This window comes from Mesorhizobium sp. WSM3860, assembly GCF_002294995.1.
In the GTDB taxonomy this organism is placed as follows: Bacteria; Pseudomonadota; Alphaproteobacteria; order Rhizobiales; family Rhizobiaceae; genus Mesorhizobium.
The window spans coordinates 38853-57584 of sequence record NZ_NSGF01000029.1 but is presented as its reverse complement, the minus strand read 5'-3'; the positions used below and the strand labels follow the sequence as shown (position 1 = coordinate 57584).

Here is an 18732-nt window from a genome sequence, read left to right as displayed (position 1 = left end):
GTCAGGCTCTCGGCCGGCGCCGGCTTCGTCGTCATCATCTGCGGCGAGATCATGACCATGCCCGGCCTGCCCAAGGCACCCTCCTCGGAAAAGATCTTCCTCAACGAGCAGGGCCAGATCGAGGGCCTGTTCTAAGCAGCGTCAGGAGCTGAAACGACCAAGGGCGCCGCACTGTTGCAGCGCCCTTTTTCTTTCGGCGTTGGTGCGGCTAGAGCAATTCCAGGAAAAGTGTGAGCGGTTTTCCGTCCGGAATTGCGTCAAAAGCAAAAGCCAGAGCCTTCGCCGTGTCCGTGAAGCGGTGAAATGCTCTATGCAGCGTTCCGCTTCAGCGCCCGCTGGTTCGACGCATAGATCGTGTCGCGCTCCGGCAGGGCCCCGGTCTTCAGGCAATCGATCCATTCCGCGGTCTTGAGCACTGCGGCGAAGCGCGACTGCAGCACCACGCTCACCACGCGATGGATGTCTTCGGCAGACGCGTAGCCGGCGCTGTTGGCGTAGGGAACCGAGCCGCTGGCATCCGATAGGAACTCGACGGCAAAGCCCATATGCACCGCATGGATGATGGTCGACAGGTCGCAATTATGCGTCATGTAGCCGACGACCGCGATCGTATCGATGTGGTTGGCGCGCAGCCAGTTCTCGAGGTCGGTGCCTGTGAAGGCGGAGGGCAGCGTCTTCTCGACATAGTGGTCGCGGGCGCGCCCGGCGATCTCGGGATGCAGTTCGCCGCCATGGCTGCCCTTGGCGAAGATCGGCGAAGTCCCCGGCGCCATCTGCTTCACGACCACGACCTTGATGCCGGCAGCGGTGGCGGCGTCCATGGCGCGCGCCACATTGGCGACGCTGTCGGCGAAGGGCGGATGCTGGATGGCGAGATTGCCGCCATTGTAGTCGTTCTGGACATCGACGACGACGAGCGCGCGGCGTGGCTGGGTGGCTGGTGCTGACATGGCGGTTTCCTTTCGACCGGGTTGATGGGCGCGAAGCTAGGCCGAACATCCTTTCGCAGAAAGTGGCCCAATTGACATTATTCGAAAGAATTGGGACGCTCTTTGCCGTAACCTGGTGATGTCTGCATGCGCAATCCGATCATCGCCGTCGTCGCCTTCGACGGCATCAGCCCGTTCCACCTTTCCGTGCCTTGCCTGGTCTTCGGCGCGGACCGCACCAAGCTCGGCCTGCCGCGCTTCGACTTCCGCGTCTGCGCGGTGGAGCAAGGACCTATCCGTACCGATGCCGGTTTGAGCATTTCGGTCCCGCACGATCTTTCGGCGCTCGACGCGGCCGACATCGTCATCATCCCAAGCTGGAAGGATCTCGATGCTCCGCTGGCCGCGCCGCTCAAGCATGCACTCGAACAGGCACATGAGCGCGGCGCGCTGATCGTCGGCCTGTGCCTCGGCACGTTCGCCATCGCCGCCGCCGGACTGCTGGCGGGACGCAAGGCGACCACGCATTGGGCCTATACCGATCAGTTGCAAGTGCTCCACCCCGACATCGCCGTCGACGCGGATGTTCTCTATGTCGATGAAGGCGACATCGTCACCTCGGCCGGCGTCGCCGCCGGGCTGGACTGCTGCCTGCACATCGTGCGCGCCCGCTACGGCGCCGAGGCAGCGCTTCGGCTCGCCCGCCACATCGTGCTGTCGCCGCACAGGCAGGGCGGACAGGCTCAGTTCATCGAGCGCCCGCTGGCGCCCACGCCAAACGCCGACCGATTCACAAAAGCCCTTGATGAGGTGCGGGCAACGCTTGGCAAAGCTCACACCCTGGACAGCGTCGCCGAAGCAGCTGGCCTCACCCGCCGCACCTTTACGCGTCGCTTCCAGAAGACGACCGGCACCAGCTTCGGCAACTGGCTGGCCGAACAGCGCGTGGCGCTGGCGCAGAGGCTGCTGGAACAGACCGACAAGTCGATGGACATGGTGGCCTTCGAGGCCGGCTTCGGCAGCGCCACGTCGCTGCGCCAGCATTTCGCGGCGCGGCTCAGAACGTCGCCGATGCAGTACCGGCGGGAATTCTCGAAGGGCGGCGCACAGGTCGCCCTCAGCGGCGTGTAACCACCCGCGCCGGGTTGCCGACCACGGTCGCATTGGCCGGCACGTCGCGCGTCACCACCGCGCCGGCACCGACGATGGCGCCTTCGCCGATGCTGACACCGGCGAGGATCACCGCGCTGCCGCCGATCCACGCGTTATCGCCGATCGTCACCGATTTGGCGATCTCCAATCCGGCCAGCCGCCCGGCGGCCTCGCGGTGATGCTCGGCGCAATAGATCTGCACATTGGGGCCAAGCAGCGTCCTCCTGCCGATCTTCACCGGCGCGGTATCGAGGATGGTGCAACCGGCGTTGAGGAAGGCGCCGTCGCCGAGGAACAGGTTGAAGCCGTAAGCGCAGTGGAACGGCGCCTCGATGCGCGCGCCCTCGCCCACGCCGCCGAGCAGCGCTCGCAAGGCCGCGCCGATGTCGCCGCGCTGCCGGGGCGGCATGCTGTTATGCTCGAACACCGCATCGCTGGCGGCCACGCGCAGCGCTTCCAGCTCCGGGTCGATGCAGCTGTACCATTCGCCCGCCGCCATCTTCATGCGCTCGCCTTTCGTCATGGCCGCTCCTCCATTCCCGTCCCGCTGCCAAAGCACAATCCGCCCGGCCGGAAAAGCCCGTGGCCAAACGCCAGGCCTATGCTAGCTTGCCATCCGCGGAACCGTGCGGGGCTCCGAATTTGAGGGGGGTGATGATGCTCTACATTCTGGCATTGCTGATTGGCGTCGTCGCCGGCCTTCGCGCCATGACCGCGCCGGCCGTCGTTGCCTGGGGCTCGTATCTCGGCTGGATCCCGGTTGCCGGCACCTGGGCAGGCTTCATGGGCCACTGGATCGCGGTCGGCGTCTTCACCGTCCTGGCGATCGTCGAGCTTGTCACCGACCAGTTGCCGTCCACGCCGAGCCGCAAGGTGCCGCAGCAATTCGGCGCCCGCATCGTCACGGGCGCCTTCTGCGGCGCGGTGATCGGCGCCACGGCCGGCGCCACCATCGGCGGCCTCATCGCCGGCACGATAGGCGCGGTGATCGGCACGCTCGGCGGCGCAGAGGCACGCGCAAGGATGGCTGCCGCCTTCGGCAAGGATCCGCCTGCCGCCTTCATCGAGGACGCGGTGGCGATCATCGGCGGCCTGCTGATCGTGGCGGCGGTCGCATGAGCGCGAAGAGCTTCGACGCCATCGTCATTGGCGCCGGCCAGGCCGGCCCTTCGCTCGCCGGCCGGCTCGAGGCCGCCGGCATGAGCGTGGCGCTGATCGAGCGCAAGCTTATCGGCGGCACCTGCGTCAACACCGGCTGCATGCCGACCAAGGCGATGGTGGCGAGCGCCTACGCCGCGCATCTTGCCCGCCGCGCTGCCGACTATGGCGTCGCGCTCTCCGGTCCGGTCGGGGTCGACTATCAAAGGATCAAGGCACGCAAGGACAAGGTGACCAACGACGCCCGCGCCAATCTCGAAAGCTGGATCGCGGGGATGAAGGGCTGCACGCTTTATCGCGGCCATGCCAGATTCGAATCCGCTAATACAGTGCGCGTCGGCGACGACCTGCTGACCGCGCCAAAAATCTTCCTCAACACCGGCGGGCGCGCCTCCGTGCCGGACCTGCCCGGCGTCAACGACGTCCCTTATCTCACCAACTCCTCGATGATGGATCTCGATGTGCTGCCCAGCCATCTGGTCGTCGTCGGCGGCAGCTATATCTCGCTCGAATTCGCCCAGATGTTCCGCCGTTTCGGCTCCGAGGTCACGGTGATCGAGAAAGCGCCGCGGCTGACCGGCCGCGAGGACGAGGACGTCTCGGCCGCGATCCAGTCGATCCTCGAAAACGAAGGCATCACCGTCCATGTCGGCGCCCAGGACATCGCCTTTGCCAGGCAGGGCAACGGTATCGCCGTGACCTTCTCCGCCGGCAAGCCGCCGGCGGTCGGCTCGCATGTGCTGCTGGCGCTCGGCCGCGTCCCCAACACCGACGACCTCGGCCTCGACAAGGCCGGCGTCGAGGTCGACCAGCGCGGCTACATCGTCGTCGACGACCAGTTGCGCACCAATGTGCCCGGCATCTGGGCGATGGGCGACTGCAACGGCAAGGGCGCCTTCACCCACACCTCCTACAACGACTACGAGATCGTCGCCGCCAATCTGCTCGACAACGATCCGCGCAAGGTCACCGACCGGATCGAGGCCTATGCGCTCTATATCGATCCGCCGCTCGGCCGCTGCGGCATGACCGAGAACGCTGTCAAGAAATCCGGCCGCCGCGCGCTTGTCGGCCAGCGGCCGATGACCCGTGTCGGCCGCGCCGTCGAAAAGGGCGAGACGCAAGGCTTCATGAAGATCCTGGCCGACGCCGACACCGGCGAGATCCTCGGCTGTTCGGTGCTCGGACCGGGCGGCGACGAGGCGATCCACTCAGTGCTCGATCTGATGTATGCCAAGGCGCCGGTCTCGACGCTGGCGCGCGCCATGCACATCCACCCCAACGTCTCGGAGCTTCTGCCGACCATCGCCCAGGACTTGAAGCCGCTGGCCTAACGCCAGATCGCCGCTGCACGTCGGCCTCTCGGTCTTGGCAAAACAGTGCTCAAGGCGTTCGACAGTCGGCTTGCGCCTATCGCGCGGGCGGACTGGACCACTGACACCCTGGCCGCAACGATGCATGTCTGGCCGCTTCATTGGAGGTCAACCCCATGCAAAAGACCATCGAGCGCATCGCAGGCGACAGCGAAGGCGTTGCTTATGAATTCCCGGTTTTCCGCTTCGGGGGCACGGACAAGGCGGCGCCCTCGGCCTATCTGCAGGCGGCGCTTCATGCCGGGGAGTTGCCGGGCGTCGTCGCCATCGACGCGCTGATGCCGATGCTTGCCAGGGCCGAAGCAGAAGGGCGCATCAAGGGCGCCATCACCGTCGTGCCGTGGGCCAACCCGATCGGCCGCGCCCAGTATCACTTCGGTGAGCATCAGGGCCGCTTCAACCTCGGCACCCGCACCAACTTCAACCGCGCCTTCCCGCTGCTTGCCGCGCCGGACGCCAAGCTTTTAGCGGATGTCAGCCTCGGCGGCGCCGACCGCCGGCTGAAGAAGCGGGTCGAGCTCTCGCTCGGCAACGACATCGTGCTCGATCTCCACTGCGACGACGAAGGTCTTCCTTATATCTACATCCACACCAGCCTGTGGCCGCATATGGCCGATTGCGCGGCTGCGATGGGCATCGATGCCGTCTTGCTGTGGAGGGAGGACAGTAGCGGTACCTTCGAGGGCGCCTCGATCATGCCCTATCAAAATGTGCCTGCGAGCGTCGCGCGGTTCGACAGGCGCGTCGCCACCACGGTCGAATATCGCGGCATGCTGGATGTCGACAGCGGCTTGGCCGCCTCCGACGCCGCCGGTCTCTACCGCTTGCTGGTGACGCGGGGCGTCATCCAGGACCCTTCCGTCCCGAAGCCGAGCAGCTTCTCCGGCGCCGTCGTTCCGCTGGAAAACATCGAGATGATGCCCTCGCCCAAGGCCGGCGCCATCCTGTACGACGTCAAGCCTGGCGACCGCGTCAACAAGGGCGACCGGCTGGCGACGATCGTTCATGCGCCCGGCGAAGCTGGCGGCCGCACCGAGGTGTTCGCGCCCCAGTCGGGTTTCATCCTGACCCGCCGTTCGCGCCGCATCATCCGCGCCGGTGAGGATCTTTTGAAGTTCGCCGGCGACAAGAGGAGCGCCGACGCGCGCTCCGGCACGCTGGAGGACTGACGGGCCGGCTTTACCGTTCGCGTGAAATCCAGTTGCGTGGGCCGTCATTCGCCGCTATGGGAGTCCCTATGAACATGCGTTCGAACAAGACCGTTTGGTGGTGGGCTCGCTGACAGCGGCCGGTTCGAACGCGCGTGCGTGAAAATGAGGGTGGCCGCAACGGAATGTCCGGGCGGCCATTTGTTTTTTCAAGCCATTCCCGGGTCCGTTGCCCAAAACGCTGATGGAGACGGCAATGACGACTACAGTTCTGGACAACGGGGCGGAGCGCTTCGTCACCGCAGGCGGGGTGACGATCACCCGAGAGCGCCATGACCAGCCCTATGAAGGCGCGATCGACGCCTATGTCGACGGCCTGAATTCCCGCCGCGGCGCGGTGTTCTCCTCGAACTACGAATATCCGGGCCGTTACACACGCTGGGACACTGCCATCATCGATCCGCCGCTGGTGATCTCGGCGCGCGGCCGTGCCATGCGCATTGAGGCGCTGAACCAGCGCGGCGAAGTGCTGCTGCCGGTGATCGGCAAGGCGCTTGGCGCGCTGAGCGAGGTGACGATTGCCGAGAGCTCGAAAAAGCTGATCCGCCTCGATGTCGCCAAGCCCGGCCGCGTCTTCACCGAGGAGGAGCGCAGCCGGGTGCCGTCCGTCTTCACGGTGCTGCGTGCCATCACGGCTTTGTTCAAGACCGCCGAGGACGCCAATCTCGGCCTTTACGGCGCCTTCGGCTACGATCTTGCCTTCCAGTTCGACCCCGTCGATTACAAGCTCGAGCGCAAGCAGAGCCAGCGCGACCTGGTGCTGTTCCTGCCCGACGAGATCCTCGTCGTCGACCACTATTCGACCAAGGCCTGGACCGACCGCTACGACTATTCCGGCGAAGGGTTTTCCACGGAAGGCTTGGCCCGCGATGCTCTTGTCGAGCCGTTCAGGACCGCCGACCGCATCCCGCCGCGCGGCGACCATGAGCCCGGCGAATATGCCAATTTGGTGCGCCGGGCGATGGAGAGCTTCAAGCGCGGCGACCTGTTCGAGGTCGTGCCTGGACAGATGTTCTACGAGCGCTGCGAAACCCAGCCCTCCGACATTTCCCGCAAGCTGAAGTCGATCAACCCCTCGCCCTATTCCTTCTTCATCAATTTGGGGGAAAACGAATATCTGATCGGCGCCTCGCCGGAGATGTTCGTGCGCGTCAACGGCCGCCGCGTCGAGACCTGCCCCATCTCCGGCACCATCAAGCGCGGCGACGACGCCATCTCCGACTCGGAACAGATCCTCAAGCTGCTCAACTCCAAGAAGGACGAGTCCGAGCTGACCATGTGCTCGGACGTCGACCGCAACGACAAGTCGCGCGTCTGCGAACCGGGCTCCGTGCGCGTCATCGGCCGCCGCCAGATTGAGATGTATTCGCGCCTGATCCACACAGTCGACCATATCGAGGGGCGGCTGCGCGAAGGCATGGACGCCTTCGACGCCTTCCTGTCGCACGCCTGGGCGGTTACCGTCACCGGCGCGCCGAAGCTCTGGGCCATGCGCTTCATCGAGCAGAACGAGAAAAGCCCGCGCGCCTGGTATGGCGGGGCGATCGGCATGGTCAATTTCAACGGCGACATGAACACCGGGCTGACGCTGCGCACCATCCGCATCAAGGACGGCATCGCCGAAGTGCGCGCCGGCGCCACATTGCTTTTCGACAGCATTCCTGAGGAAGAAGAAGCCGAAACCGAACTGAAGGCATCCGCCATGCTCTCCGCCATACGAGACGCCAAGACCGGCAACGCCGCAGGCGCCGAACGCACCACCGCGCGCGTCGGCGACGGCGTCAACATCCTGCTCGTCGATCACGAGGACTCCTTCGTCCACACGCTGGCCAACTACTTCCGCCAGACCGGCGCCAATGTCTCCACCGTGCGCACGCCGGTGCCGGAAGAGGTGTTCGAGCGGCTGAAGCCCGATCTCGTCGTGCTCTCCCCCGGACCGGGCACGCCGAAGGACTTCGACTGCGCCGCCACCATCAGACGAGCCCGCGCCCGCGACCTGCCGGTCTTCGGCGTCTGTCTCGGCCTGCAGGCGCTGGCCGAAGCCTATGGCGGCGAGTTGCGGCAGCTGCACATTCCGATGCATGGCAAGCCCTCGCGCATCCGCGTCTCGAAGCCGGGCATCATCTTCTCGGGGCTGCCCAAGGAAGTGACCGTTGGCCGTTACCATTCGATCTTCGCCGATCCGGTGCGCCTGCCCGAAGGTTTCGTGGTGACGGCCGAGACCGAGGACGGCGTCATCATGGCCTTCGAGCACCGCAAGGAGCCGATCGCCGCCGTGCAGTTCCACCCGGAATCGATCATGACGCTCGGCCACAATGCCGGCATGCGCATCATCGAGAACATCGTTGCGCATCTGCCGCGCAAGGCCAAGGAAAAGGCTGCCTAGCAACGATGGCCGCCATGGAAGACACGACGACGGCGGCCGCAAGAGCCGCCGCGAAGCGCAAGATTGCCAGCCTCGCTCTCTGGTCGATCGTCATCGCCTTCCTGGTGATGGGGCTGAAATTCGTTGCCTGGCAGATGACCGGCTCCGTCGCCCTCTATTCCGATGCTTTGGAATCCATCGTCAACGTCATCACAGCGGCAGCCGCTCTCTGGGCGATCCGCATCAGCCATAAGCCGGCCGATAGCGACCACCCCTTCGGCCATCACAAGGCCGAGTATTTCTCTGCGGTGCTCGAGGGTGTTCTGATCGTCGTTGCGGCCTTGCTGATCATCGCCAAGGTGTGGCAGTCGCTGCAGAACCCCGCGTCGCTCGAACAGCCCTGGCAGGGCTTGGCGATCAATGCCGGCGCGGCGCTCGTCAATGCCGTCTGGGCATTCGTGCTGATCCGCAACGGCCGGACCGAACGGTCGCCGGCGCTGGTCGCCGACGGCCAGCACATCATGACCGACGTGCTTACCTCGGTGGGCGTCATCGTGGGCCTCGTCGCCGCGGTGATGACTGGATGGCACATCCTCGACCCGCTGCTTGCGCTCCTTGTGGCGCTGAACATTCTCTATCAGGGCTGGAAGCTCACCGGAGAGTCGCTGAGCGGACTGATGGATCGTGCCGTCGACACCCAGGAGCACATGCAAATCCGCGACATCATTTCGGCCAATTCGAAAGGCGCGCTGGAAGTGCATGACCTGAAAACGCGCATCGCCGGGCGAGCGACCTTCATCGAGTTTCACCTGGTCGTCGACGCCGACATGACGGTCGGCGCCAGTCATGTCATCTGCGACCGCATCGAGGATGCGCTAAAGGCCGAAATTCCTTCAGTGCGCGTCACAATCCATGTCGAGCCGGACGACGAGGCGAAGCTGCCGAAAGGCACGACGGCAGTGCCTTTCGCCTGAGCGCTTTCCCGGTCACGGCCCGGAAAATCAGCCGCAGCCTTTCGACTTCGTCATGCTCGGTCTGCGCCGCGTTGCTTCTCCTTGCTCCGCCATAGAAGGACGAGGCGCTAGTTACGGCGTGCAGGCCGACTGCGGCATCGGGTTCAGCCTGTAGATCTTATCGTCGGACTTGGTCTTGCCGCCCGCTAGCTTCGAGCAGAGGTCGACAATGGCGAGCGCATTGTTGGGGTTAGCCAGTAGCATCGTGCCGCTGGCGCCGCGCTTGAGAAAAAGCTCCTTCTGCGAGATGTCGCAGGCAAAGTCGCTCATCTTCGAGCTGGCCGAGCAGCGCCACTGATCGGCCTCGCCCTGGCAGGAATAGGTCTGCATGACCTTGGCCTCTTTCTGCCTGGTCGTCACCGAGATCGCGATGTCGGCGCCGTCTGGCCAGTTGGCGGCATCGCCACCGGCGGCGAAGGAAGCGAGCTCGATCGGCCCGCGGAAGACGCGGATCGACTGCGTCATCTGGTCGGGATGGGATTTCAGATGCGCGTCATCATAGTCGCGGCCGAAGCAGAAGGGCTGGTCCGGCTTCAGCCGCTCGCGCAGCGGAGCCCCGAGCGCCGGGTCGATCGGAGCGATGCGCGCGAACTCCGCCTTGCAGGTGTCGGCCGGCATTGGATCGAGACGGAAATTGTCGTCCTCCCTGCCAAGCGCCTGCTCGTTGTATCTCGCCTTGCCGAGATCCTCCTCCGCGCCGGCGTCGAGATAGACGTCAGGCTGCACGTTGGAGAGGATCAGCCGGCCCTTGTCGTCGACTTTCAGCGAGGCGAGCGTGCGATCGCATTCCATGCCGCAGCGGATGCCGCTCGCCTTGTCGCTCGGATCCTCATTGTTGCACCAGCCAGCCGCCCATTCCGGCTTCTTGGCGCCGCGAACCGTGGTGGTGAGAAAGCCGTTATAGGCAGCGTCGGACATCGTGCTCGGCTCCTCGTTCGGCCGGCTGACTGGATCGTGGCCATAGTAGAAGAAGATGCGCGCCACCTTCTGGTGCGGATGCGCCTTGAGATGGGCGGCATCATAGACCCGGCCGAAGCAGACGTCGGCGCCGTTCGGGCTGAGTTCGGTCAGCTTGCGAGCATCATCTGCGAGCGCCGCGCCGACAAAGAACAACGCGGCACCCAGCACCGCGCCCCCACCGTGATTGCGATTTATGCTAGTCTAGGCACCAAGGCTGGGCCACGCAAACTTGCGAGAGCCGCCGGATCGAGGAGGATGCGATGCTGCGCCGTGACATTTTCCGCGCCGGTCTTGCCGGAGCGGCCAGTTTTTTCGGTCTGCGCCAGGCGAGCGCCGCCACCGGCGAGGACAGGCTGAAGGTAGCCTATCATCTCAGCGACGCCGACAAGGTCAACTTCGTCCTCGGCAACATCAAGAACCACTATGAGGGCACCGGCGGCGATGTCGAGGTCGTGCTGGTCGTGCATGGTCCGGCGCTTGCGGCCTTCAAGGCAAAGAGCGCTTCCGGCGCAACCTCGAACCGCTTTGCCGGCCTCGTCCAGCAGGGGCTTGTTCCGCAGGCCTGCGGCAACACCATGCATGGCATGGACATCGCACTGACCGACCTGCTTGCCGGCTTCCAGGTCGCGGAGAAAGGCGGCGTGGTCAAGCTCGCGGAGCTGCAGCGCCAGGGCTATGTCTATCTGCGGCCCTGAATTCGCGCCGCGATCTTGCCTTGACTTGAACACCTGGCCGGCAAGCGTCTACCAATTGTCAGCGCAATCCTGGAGATACCGACGTGCCAGCCAATCCGACCACGCTTGTCATTCCCGATCTTGCCGGCAAGGCGGTGCTGGTCACCGGCGCCTCGACCGGGATCGGAGCAGCCCTCGCCCTCGCCTACGCCCGGCAGCAATGCCGGGTTGGGCTTCACTACAACTCAAGCCGGGAAGCCGCCGAAGAGCTCGCCAAAACCATCCGCGACGACGGCGGCGAGGTGTTTTTGACGCAGGGCGATTTTTCGGTTCCCGCCGACGTCGAGCGTGTGGTCGAGGAAAGCGCTGAACATTTCGGCCGGCTCGACGGGCTGGTCAACAATGCCGGCGGCATGCTCGGCCGCGTTGCCTATGCCGAGCAGACCGAAGCGCATTACGATGCGGTGATGGATCTCAACGCGCGCTCGGTGCTGACGGCCTCGCGCAAGGCGATCCCATGGCTGAAGCGCCAGGGCGGCTTCATCATCAACACCACCTCGATCGCCGCCCGCAACGGCGCCGGCGGCGGCGCCGGCATCTATGGCTCGTCCAAGGCCTTCGTCTCCAATGTAACTCGGGGCATGGCCAAGGAGCTGATCGGCTTCGGCATCCGCGTCAACGCCGTGGCGCCCGGCACCATCCTGACCCCGTTCCACGAACGCTATTCCAGCGCCGAGCAGATCAAGGGCATGGTCGCGACCATTCCGCAGGGTCGCGCCGGAACGGCCGAAGATTGTGTCGGCGCTTATCTATTCCTGTCTTCCGGCCTCTTGAGCGGCTACATCATCGGCCAGGTGATCGAGGTCAATGGTGGCCAGTTGATGCCGTGAGCCGGCGATTGCATACTCAGCTCAGCGTGCAACCTGGAGGGAGAGGAAGGGAATGTTCGGACTGATCGGCAAGCTGCGGGCGGCACGCGGCCAGCGCGATGCAGTCATGGACGTGCTGCGTGAGACCACCGGTGCCCTGCCCGGCTGCCTGAGCTACATCATCGCCACCGATCCGGCCGATGCCGACGCGATCTGGGTCACGGAAGTGTGGATCGACCAGGCAAGCCACAAGGCATCCCTGCAATTGCCCGAAGTCCAGGCAGCGATCGCCCGGGCGCGTCCTTTCATCGCCGGCTTCGAATTCCAGGTCGAGACCCATCCTGTCGGCGGCTTCGGCCTTCCGGTCCCCGACGAGGGCAGCTGAGCGCGAGACCGGCGCGAACGGCGCTTCCGCGGGAAAGTGGGTTCGCATTTGTCCGTGCCCGGGCTAAGAGCCGGATAGGGACTCTTCACCGGAGCGACCGTCGCTGGAACAACCATCTGTTGAACGCATGGCGCGATTACGCCCGCCGCAGCAGTGGCTGGAGCTGGTGGTGCTCTCACTGCTGTTCGCCGGCGCGCTGGAATTGGCCGCCTTGCCTGCAGCGCTGCTGATCGGCCCGATGCTGGCGGCGATCCTGGCCGGCACCAACGGCGCCACGGTGCGCGTACCCCGCGCGCTGTTCGGCTCCGCCCAGGCCGTGGTCGGCTGCTTGGTGGCGAACTCAATCTCTGTCGACATCTTTCCGGTCTTCTACGCCGAATGGGCGCTCTTCTTCGGGACGGTGGTGGCGACGCTCACGGCCTCCAGCCTGCTCGGCTGGCTGATCAGCCGCTGGCGCATCCTGCCCGGCACCACGGCCGTCTGGGGGTCCTCGCCGGGCGCCGCCACCGCCATGGTGCTGATGGCCGGCGCCTTTGGTGCCGACCAGCGCCTCGTCGCCTTCATGCAGTATCTGCGCGTCATCTTCGTCTCGATGACGGCGGCGCTCGTCGCCAAGATGTGGGTCGACACGTCGGGCGTCGAAATGCCGCCCATCGTCTGGTTTCCGCCGATCGATCCGTTGGCCGGCGCCACCCTCGGCATCGCGATTGTCGGCGGTCTGCTCGGCAAGCTGCTCAGGCTGCCATCGCCCTTCTTCCTTGGCACCTTCATCTTTGGCACGGTAATCCATCTCGGCTTCAGCGTGCCGATGCAATTGCCGCCCTGGCTGCTGGCCGTCAGCTACGCCATGGTCGGCTGGTCGATCGGGCTGAACTTCACCCGGCCGATCCTGCGCCACGCGGCACGCGCCCTGCCGCAGATCATCGCCTCGATCGTAGCGTTGATCGCCTTCTGCGGCGGCATGGCTTTCGTCACCAGCCGCGTACTCGGCATCGATCCGCTGACCGCCTATCTGGCGACCAGCCCCGGCGGCATGGACAGCGTCGCCATCATCGCCGCCGCCGCACAGAACGTCGACATCTCCTTCGTCATGGCGCTGCAGTCGGCCCGTTTCCTCGTCGTGCTGCTCATTGGGCCAAGCGTCGCCAAGCTTGTGGCGCGAAACGTCAGGGACTGATCCGCGCTACCAAATGCATGGGGAGGCAAAGGAAATGGCCATGAACCGTCGTTTGAATGCCGTCGATCTCTCTGGCCGTGTCGCGGTCGTGACCGGCGGCGCGCAAGGCATCGGCCTTGCGGTCGCCCGACGCCTGCTGTCGTCGGGCGCAAGCGTCGCCATCTGGGACATCGACCAGGCCGCGATGACGAGCGCTGCGGCCGAGCTTGCTCCCTCGGGCCGGGTCGAAGCCTTGCTTTGCGACCAGTCGCAGATCGAGGCCGTCGACCGCGCCGCCATCCTGACCGAACAGGCGCTCGGGCCCGTCGATCTCCTTGTCAACAATGCAGGCATTGCCGGGCCGGCCGCGACCGTGGTGGACTATGACCCCGCCGCCTGGCGGCAGATCATCGAAATCGACCTCAACGGCGTCTTTTACTGCTGCAGACGCCTGGTGCCCGGCATGATCGCGCGCAACTACGGCCGTATCGTCAATGTCGCTTCCGTGGCCGGCAAGGAAGGCAATCCCAACGCCGCCGCCTATTCGGCTGCCAAAGCCGGCGTGCTTGCGCTGACCAAGTCGCTTGGCAAGGAACTCGCCGGCCGCGACATCGCCGTCAACGCGTTGACCCCCTCGCCCGCCCGCACCCGTATCCTCGAACAGCTCACCGAGGCCCAGGTGACCTATATGCTCAGCAAGGTGCCGCGCGGTCGATTCGTCGAGGTGGAGGAGGCAGCGGCCATGGTCGCCTTCATGCTCTCGGACGAGAATTCCTTCACCACCGGGGCCACTTTCGATCTGTCCGGCGGACGCGCGACCTACTGAGAGCGGCCCGCGAAAGCGCGCCCACGCCACCGTTCCACATCAGAGGACCCGAGGCGACGGCCAACCTCGCGAGGCGCGATGGCGCCCTTTCGACTAAGGTTGAGCGATATCGCCGCCTGACGGCTGTGTTGGCTCTCCACTAGAGATGAGAGCAGAAGGTCATATTTGAGCCAGACGCTTGCCGATGAGCTGACGGGACGGATCTCAGGCGATGATCAGGCTGGCGATCCGGTCGCCTTCGGAACGGCCCCAACCGGTGAGCAAGGCATCGGCGGTGAAGGTGTCGAGAAAGGCCCCGGTGTCGCCGGCATTGGCGCGGCCCGACGGCCGCTTCCAGGTGGCGCTGGAGGCGCCGCATGACGCGAGGCTTCCACAAAGCGGCGGATTGGGTCGGGCGCGGTCGTCAGTCGATCCTGTGCATCAGGTCGTCATCCAGCCAGCGGCCAAAGAAATAGACGAGTTGCTTGTGCCACCACGGCCAGTCGTGGCTGACGTCGCCGCCCCAATAGTCGACCCAGGCCGGAATGGATCTCTCGCGCAGCACCTGCTCCAGTTCGCGCGTTTCGACGAGCATTCGTTCTTCCCAGGCGCCCTGCCCGCAGCAGAAGATCAGCCTCAGCGCCCTCAGCCGCCCGAGCAGCTTCTGGTCGACGATGCCCGGCAGATAGTCGAGCGGCGAATTGTAGAAGATGCTGCCCTCCAGCGCCCGACCGAAGAAGTCGCGCGTCGAATAGACGCCGGACAGCGAGATCACGCCGCTCGCCAGCTCCGGAAAGCGGAACACGAAATTCGACGAGTGGTAGCCGCCCATCGAGCAGCCGCAGAACAGCGGCTTGAGGGAGCGTCCGCCATTGGCCTTGGCGGCAACCGCCTGGAGCTCCGGCAGCGCCTCCTCGCGCACATAGCGGAAATAGGCCTCGTGGCGGGCGATGCGACTGGGGGGATCGCCGTGCTTGTCGAAGAAGGATTCGGAATCGATGCCGTCGAGCGTAAACAGCTGGATGCGGCCGGTGTCGATGAATTCGGCGAGCGCTGCGACGCCGCCCGAATCCTCGAACTGGTAAAAACGCCCCTGCGAGGTCGGAAATACCACCACCGGCCGCCCGGCATGGCCGTAGCGCTTGTGTTCCATGTCGCGGCCGAGGTTGCGGGCATGGGCCTTGTGATAGGAAACGTCCATCGGCTCACGCCTTTTCCGCGTGGATATAGTCGACCGCCTGACGCAGCGCCTTCTGGTCCTTCGAGCGCATCTGGTAGGCGTAGTTGCCCATGGCGCGGCTGAAAACCTCTTCGATGGCCTGATGGTGAACGATCTTGTCGCCGTGGGCGGCTAGCACGTCCTCATGGCTGTGCAAATAGTCGAGGTGCCGCTTGCGGCTGGCATAGGCGGTGAAATACTTGCCTTTGTAAGGGCCGCCGGCCGCGTCCTTCACCACCATGTTGGCCCATTCGGAATAGACGTCGATGTCGAAAGTGTAGTTGATCGCGTCCGTCATCCAGGCGCCTGGCGGCCGCATGTTGACCTCGAGCGCTATGATGCGCTTGTCCCTGGTCTCGAACAGTTCGATGTGGAAGAAGCGCTCGCGTACGTCGAACGCCTTCAGGATCTTGCGGCCTGCCTCCTCGACCGCCGGGGTGATCTCGGGGAAGCAGGTGTAGCTCATATGGCGGTCGCGGTTGACCACTTCCATGACGCTCTGGTCGTAGCGGTGGCTCGCCGCCAGCACGACCTCGCCGTCGCGGTTGACCAGCCCGTCGAAGGTCACCACCAGCCCCTCGATGAACTGCTCCATGACGAAGGTCACGCCCTCGGGTTTCTCCTTGAAGAACTGGTCGAGCTCCTTCGCGTTGGAGATCTTGAACGTGTTCGAGGCGCCGGAGCCCGAATCCGGTTTCACCACCACCGGATAGCCGACCCGGCGGATGAAGGTCATGGCGCCGGCGCGGTCGGAGCATTTGCGTTGCGGGATTGTCTCGACGCCGCTCTTGCGGAAAAACGCCCGCATGCGGCTCTTGCGCTTCAAATTCTTCACGAAGTCGAGCTTGGTGCCGAAGATGTTGAAATCGGTGCGGATATTGGCTTCAAGCTCCAGCCAGTGCTCGTTCAACGACTCGAAGCGGTCGATGCGGCCCCATTTGTGGATGAAATGGCCCATCGCCCGGAATACGGCGTCGTAGTCGTCCATGTCCGCGACCCGATAGTATTCCGAAAGCGCCGCTTTCAGCTTGGCGCTCAGCGTCTCATAGGGAGCGTCGCCGATGCCGAGCACGGTGGCGCCGGCCTTCTTCAGCCGGTCGCAGAAATCGGCGCCGTTGGCCGGAAAATGCGGCGAGAAGAACACGAAATTCATGCACGACCTCCCCCTGGGATCAGGTGCTGCGGAAGCGAGTGTGGCGCATTTGGCTGATGCGGGAAAGAGCCGCGCCAATGCATGTCGCCCAAAACTGTGCCGCGATTTTGGGAGGACGATATGCATGAAACCAAAGACTTAAAGCCGGACCGGCACTTGCCTCCAGATGCCCGCTCCTGTAAGAGAGCCGGCATGACCACGCGCACCCGCTCTGTCGCTTCTCCTCGCCCCGGCTTTGCCGGCGAGACCGTGCGCGCGCTTGCTTCGACCCTGCTTCTTCTCGGCCTTATCGGCGATCGCCGGGTTCGCTGAAGGAGCGCCCGGCGGTCGAAAACCGCCGCGTTAGGCGCCTGCTCCTTGGCTAGATAGGCAAGTCACATCAAGCGAACGAAACTTTGGTAAAGGCGCCGCTCGGCACCGATCCGCCTGAAAGCGGTCTCACGAGCCGCCGGGAGAAACGACGATGAATAGAAGGGAAGCAATCCGCGCCGGCGAGGCCGAAACGGGCGCGCAAGTGCCCGGGCACATGCCCGATGCCGCGCGCAAATATCAGCCCTATCCGACCGTCAACCTCGCCGATCGCACCTGGCCGTCCAAGGTGATCGACAAGGCGCCGATCTGGTGCTCGGTCGACCTGCGCGACGGCAACCAGGCGCTGATCGATCCGATGGGCCATGAGCGCAAGGCGCGCATGTTTGCGCTGCTGCTCGATATGGGCTTCAAGGAGATCGAGATCGGTTTCCCGTCGGCCTCGCAGACCGACTTCGACTTCGCCCGCTGGTGCGTCGAGGAGGGCGGCGTGCCCAAGGATGTGTCGCTGCAGGTTCTGGTGCAGTGCCGGCCCGAGCTGATCACGCGAACGTTCGAGGCGCTCAAGGGCGCCCACCGTCCGATTGTGCATTTCTACAACTCGACCAGCGAGCTGCAGCGCCGCGTCGTCTTCGAGAAAGACGTCGCCGGCATCAAGCGCATCGCCACCGATGCCGCCAAGATGATCACCGACATGGCCGCCAAGGCCGGCGGTGGCTTCCGTTTCGAATATTCGCCGGAGAGCTTCACCGGCACCGAGCTCGAGGTCGCGCTGGAGATCTGCAACGCCGTCACCGAGATCGTGAAGCCGACGGCTGACAACAAGCTGATCATCAACCTGCCCTCGACCGTCGAGATGTCGACCCCCAACGTCTATGCCGACCGCATCGAGTGGATGTGCCGCAATCTCGACAACCGCGACAAGCTGATCATCTCGCTGCATCCGCACAACGACCGCGGCACCGGCATCGCCACTACCGAGCTCGGCCTGATGGCCGGCGCCGACCGCGTCGAGGGAACGCTGTTCGGCAATGGCGAGCGCACCGGCAATGTCGACATCGTCACGCTGGCGCTCAACATGTACACGCAAGGCATCGATCCCGAGCTGGACTGCTCCGACATCAACCGGATGAAGGACGTCTACGAATATTCGAACCAGCTGAAGATCCCGGAACGCCACCCCTATGTCGGCGAGCTCGTCTACACCGCTTTCTCCGGCTCGCACCAAGATGCCATCAACAAGGGCATGAAGGCGCTGCGCAAAGCCAACACGCCGGTCTGGGAAGTGCCCTACCTGCCGATCGACCCGGCCGATGTCGGCCGCACCTATGAGGCGATCATCCGCATCAACTCGCAGTCGGGCAAGGGCGGCATCGCCTACGTGCTGCATGCCGACTACGGCCTTAATCTGCCGCGCAACCTGCAGATCGAGTTCAGCCAGGACATCCAGGCGATCACCGACGCCGAAGGCAAGGAAGTGCCGGCCAAGCGCATCCACGAGCGCTTCCTCGAAGCCTATGTCGACCAGCCTGGCGCGCGACTGAAATTCCTCGACCATCGCACCTATCCGGACACTGAGGTTAAGGGCCGTCGCGTGGTCGAGGCGGAGATCCTCGACAACGGCAAGGAAGTGACCATCACCGGCACCGGCACCGGCCCGATCGACGGCTTCGTCGATGCGCTTTCGCGCCATATCGGCGTCGACATGTCGGTGCTCGACTATTCCGAGCATTCCTTGCAGCGCGGCTCGAATGCCTCGGCCATTTCCTATGTCGAGATGGAATATCCGGGCGGCAAGCTGTTCGGCGCAGGCATAAACACCAACATCGTCGCCGCCTCGCTGGAGGCCGTGGTCTCGGCCGCGAACCGTATCCTGGGCCGCAGGGCCGGCTGATTGTTCGAAGCGTGGCGCGTTCATCGGACGTGCCACGCTTCATGGCAGGCGCGAGCCGCGTTCAAATTCGTTAACCGGCCGGTAAATTTCCCGTGGCTTACGCGATCACA

The 18732-nt window shown here is 64.6% G+C and carries 18 protein-coding genes; 13 read left to right on the top strand and 5 right to left on the bottom strand.

Annotated elements, in window-relative coordinates:
• Positions 1 to 135 (top strand): formate--tetrahydrofolate ligase (locus CK220_RS28910; protein ID WP_141245250.1); only part of this gene is annotated, 135 nt, incomplete at its 5' end.
• A gap of 173 nt (positions 136 to 308) precedes the next feature.
• Here the strand turns inward: CK220_RS28910 and CK220_RS28905 are convergent.
• On the bottom strand, positions 309 to 950 hold the full coding sequence (locus CK220_RS28905; protein ID WP_095814781.1) for a cysteine hydrolase family protein: 642 nt from the start codon (positions 948 to 950) through the stop codon (positions 309 to 311).
• Positions 951 to 1076: 126 nt separating this feature from the next.
• Between CK220_RS28905 and CK220_RS28900 the strand changes: the two genes are divergently transcribed.
• Positions 1077 to 2060, top strand: coding sequence for a helix-turn-helix domain-containing protein (locus tag CK220_RS28900; RefSeq protein WP_095814780.1), 984 nt, complete (start codon positions 1077 to 1079; stop codon positions 2058 to 2060).
• Here CK220_RS28900 and CK220_RS28895 read toward each other — a convergent pair.
• Entirely contained in the window at positions 2047 to 2604 is a 558-nt protein-coding gene (locus tag CK220_RS28895; protein WP_095814779.1) for a sugar O-acetyltransferase, read from the bottom strand. The genes CK220_RS28900 and CK220_RS28895 overlap by 14 nt on opposite strands.
• A 134-nt stretch (positions 2605 to 2738) precedes the next feature.
• Here CK220_RS28895 and CK220_RS28890 point away from each other — a divergent pair, with 134 nt between their 5' ends.
• From CK220_RS28890 to CK220_RS28870, 5 genes are all read left to right on the top strand, one after another.
• Complete coding sequence (locus CK220_RS28890) at positions 2739 to 3200, top strand: DUF4126 domain-containing protein (protein WP_095814788.1); 462 nt, start codon at positions 2739 to 2741, stop codon at positions 3198 to 3200.
• Positions 3197 to 4573, top strand: coding sequence for an FAD-containing oxidoreductase (locus CK220_RS28885; protein ID WP_095814778.1), 1377 nt, complete (start codon positions 3197 to 3199; stop codon positions 4571 to 4573). The genes CK220_RS28890 and CK220_RS28885 overlap by 4 nt, the downstream gene beginning before the upstream one ends.
• A gap of 155 nt (positions 4574 to 4728) precedes the next feature.
• Entirely contained in the window at positions 4729 to 5781 is a 1053-nt protein-coding gene (locus CK220_RS28880; protein ID WP_095814777.1) for a succinylglutamate desuccinylase/aspartoacylase family protein, read from the top strand.
• Positions 5782 to 6016: 235 nt separating this feature from the next.
• The gene (locus CK220_RS28875; RefSeq protein ID WP_095814787.1) at positions 6017 to 8206 is read left to right on the top strand and encodes an anthranilate synthase; all 2190 of its coding nucleotides are present in this window, start codon (positions 6017 to 6019) and stop codon (positions 8204 to 8206) included.
• A 5-nt stretch (positions 8207 to 8211) separates the two neighbouring features.
• The gene (locus CK220_RS28870; protein WP_095814776.1) at positions 8212 to 9159 is read left to right on the top strand and encodes a cation diffusion facilitator family transporter; all 948 of its coding nucleotides are present in this window, start codon (positions 8212 to 8214) and stop codon (positions 9157 to 9159) included.
• A 111-nt stretch (positions 9160 to 9270) separates the two neighbouring features.
• Here the strand turns inward: CK220_RS28870 and CK220_RS28865 are convergent, their stop codons facing one another.
• A complete protein-coding gene (locus CK220_RS28865; RefSeq protein ID WP_245429435.1) occupies positions 9271 to 10326 on the bottom strand; it encodes a hypothetical protein in 1056 nt (351 codons plus the stop codon).
• Positions 10327 to 10418: 92 nt separating this feature from the next.
• Between CK220_RS28865 and CK220_RS28860 the strand changes: the two genes are divergently transcribed.
• The 5 genes from CK220_RS28860 (at position 10419) to CK220_RS28840 (ending at position 14068) form a co-directional block, all read left to right on the top strand.
• Entirely contained in the window at positions 10419 to 10853 is a 435-nt protein-coding gene (locus tag CK220_RS28860) for a DsrE family protein (RefSeq protein ID WP_095814774.1), read from the top strand.
• Between the two features lie 83 nt (positions 10854 to 10936).
• Positions 10937 to 11722 (top strand): SDR family oxidoreductase, encoded by a 786-nt coding sequence (locus CK220_RS28855; RefSeq protein ID WP_095814773.1) that lies wholly within the window; start codon positions 10937 to 10939, stop codon positions 11720 to 11722.
• Positions 11723 to 11774: 52 nt separating this feature from the next.
• Positions 11775 to 12086: a putative quinol monooxygenase gene (locus tag CK220_RS28850; RefSeq protein WP_095814772.1), complete on the top strand. Its 312-nt coding sequence runs from the start codon at positions 11775 to 11777 to the stop codon at positions 12084 to 12086.
• Between the two features lie 127 nt (positions 12087 to 12213).
• Entirely contained in the window at positions 12214 to 13263 is a 1050-nt protein-coding gene (locus tag CK220_RS28845; protein ID WP_095814771.1) for an AbrB family transcriptional regulator, read from the top strand.
• A 52-nt stretch (positions 13264 to 13315) separates the two neighbouring features.
• A complete protein-coding gene (locus tag CK220_RS28840) occupies positions 13316 to 14068 on the top strand; it encodes an SDR family NAD(P)-dependent oxidoreductase (protein WP_095814786.1) in 753 nt (250 codons plus the stop codon).
• Between the two features lie 403 nt (positions 14069 to 14471).
• On the opposite strand, the gene CK220_RS28835 is transcribed toward CK220_RS28840, so the two are convergent.
• On the bottom strand, positions 14472 to 15248 hold the full coding sequence (locus CK220_RS28835) for an alpha/beta hydrolase-fold protein (RefSeq protein ID WP_095814770.1): 777 nt from the start codon (positions 15246 to 15248) through the stop codon (positions 14472 to 14474).
• 4 nt (positions 15249 to 15252) lie between these two features.
• Positions 15253 to 16419 (bottom strand): ATP-grasp domain-containing protein, encoded by a 1167-nt coding sequence (locus CK220_RS28830; RefSeq protein WP_095814769.1) that lies wholly within the window; start codon positions 16417 to 16419, stop codon positions 15253 to 15255.
• 526 nt (positions 16420 to 16945) lie between these two features.
• On the opposite strand from CK220_RS28830, the gene leuA reads away from it, so the two are divergent.
• Positions 16946 to 18622, top strand: coding sequence for a 2-isopropylmalate synthase (gene leuA, locus CK220_RS28820; RefSeq protein ID WP_095814785.1), 1677 nt, complete (start codon positions 16946 to 16948; stop codon positions 18620 to 18622).
• Positions 18623 to 18732 lie beyond the last annotated feature (110 nt).

Bases quoted from the DNA above. Each gene is read 5' to 3' on its own strand.
- CK220_RS28860 (WP_095814774.1), top strand. From the start codon at position 10,419: ATGCTGCGCCGTGACATTTTCCGCGCCGGTCTTGCCGGAGCGGCCAGT.
- CK220_RS28880 (WP_095814777.1), top strand. From the start codon at position 4,729: ATGCAAAAGACCATCGAGCGCATCGCAGGCGACAGCGAAGGCGTTGCT.
- CK220_RS28870 (WP_095814776.1), top strand. From the start codon at position 8,212: ATGGCCGCCATGGAAGACACGACGACGGCGGCCGCAAGAGCCGCCGCG.
- CK220_RS28845 (WP_095814771.1), top strand. From the start codon at position 12,214: ATGGCGCGATTACGCCCGCCGCAGCAGTGGCTGGAGCTGGTGGTGCTC.
- CK220_RS28890 (WP_095814788.1), top strand. From the start codon at position 2,739: ATGCTCTACATTCTGGCATTGCTGATTGGCGTCGTCGCCGGCCTTCGC.
- CK220_RS28905 (WP_095814781.1), bottom strand. From the start codon at position 950: ATGTCAGCACCAGCCACCCAGCCACGCCGCGCGCTCGTCGTCGTCGAT.
- CK220_RS28900 (WP_095814780.1), top strand. From the start codon at position 1,077: ATGCGCAATCCGATCATCGCCGTCGTCGCCTTCGACGGCATCAGCCCG.
- leuA (WP_095814785.1), top strand. From the start codon at position 16,946: ATGCCCGATGCCGCGCGCAAATATCAGCCCTATCCGACCGTCAACCTC.
- CK220_RS28835 (WP_095814770.1), bottom strand. From the start codon at position 15,248: ATGGACGTTTCCTATCACAAGGCCCATGCCCGCAACCTCGGCCGCGAC.
- CK220_RS28850 (WP_095814772.1), top strand. From the start codon at position 11,775: ATGTTCGGACTGATCGGCAAGCTGCGGGCGGCACGCGGCCAGCGCGAT.
- CK220_RS28895 (WP_095814779.1), bottom strand. From the start codon at position 2,604: ATGACGAAAGGCGAGCGCATGAAGATGGCGGCGGGCGAATGGTACAGC.
- CK220_RS28830 (WP_095814769.1), bottom strand. From the start codon at position 16,419: ATGAATTTCGTGTTCTTCTCGCCGCATTTTCCGGCCAACGGCGCCGAT.
- CK220_RS28885 (WP_095814778.1), top strand. From the start codon at position 3,197: ATGAGCGCGAAGAGCTTCGACGCCATCGTCATTGGCGCCGGCCAGGCC.
- CK220_RS28875 (WP_095814787.1), top strand. From the start codon at position 6,017: ATGACGACTACAGTTCTGGACAACGGGGCGGAGCGCTTCGTCACCGCA.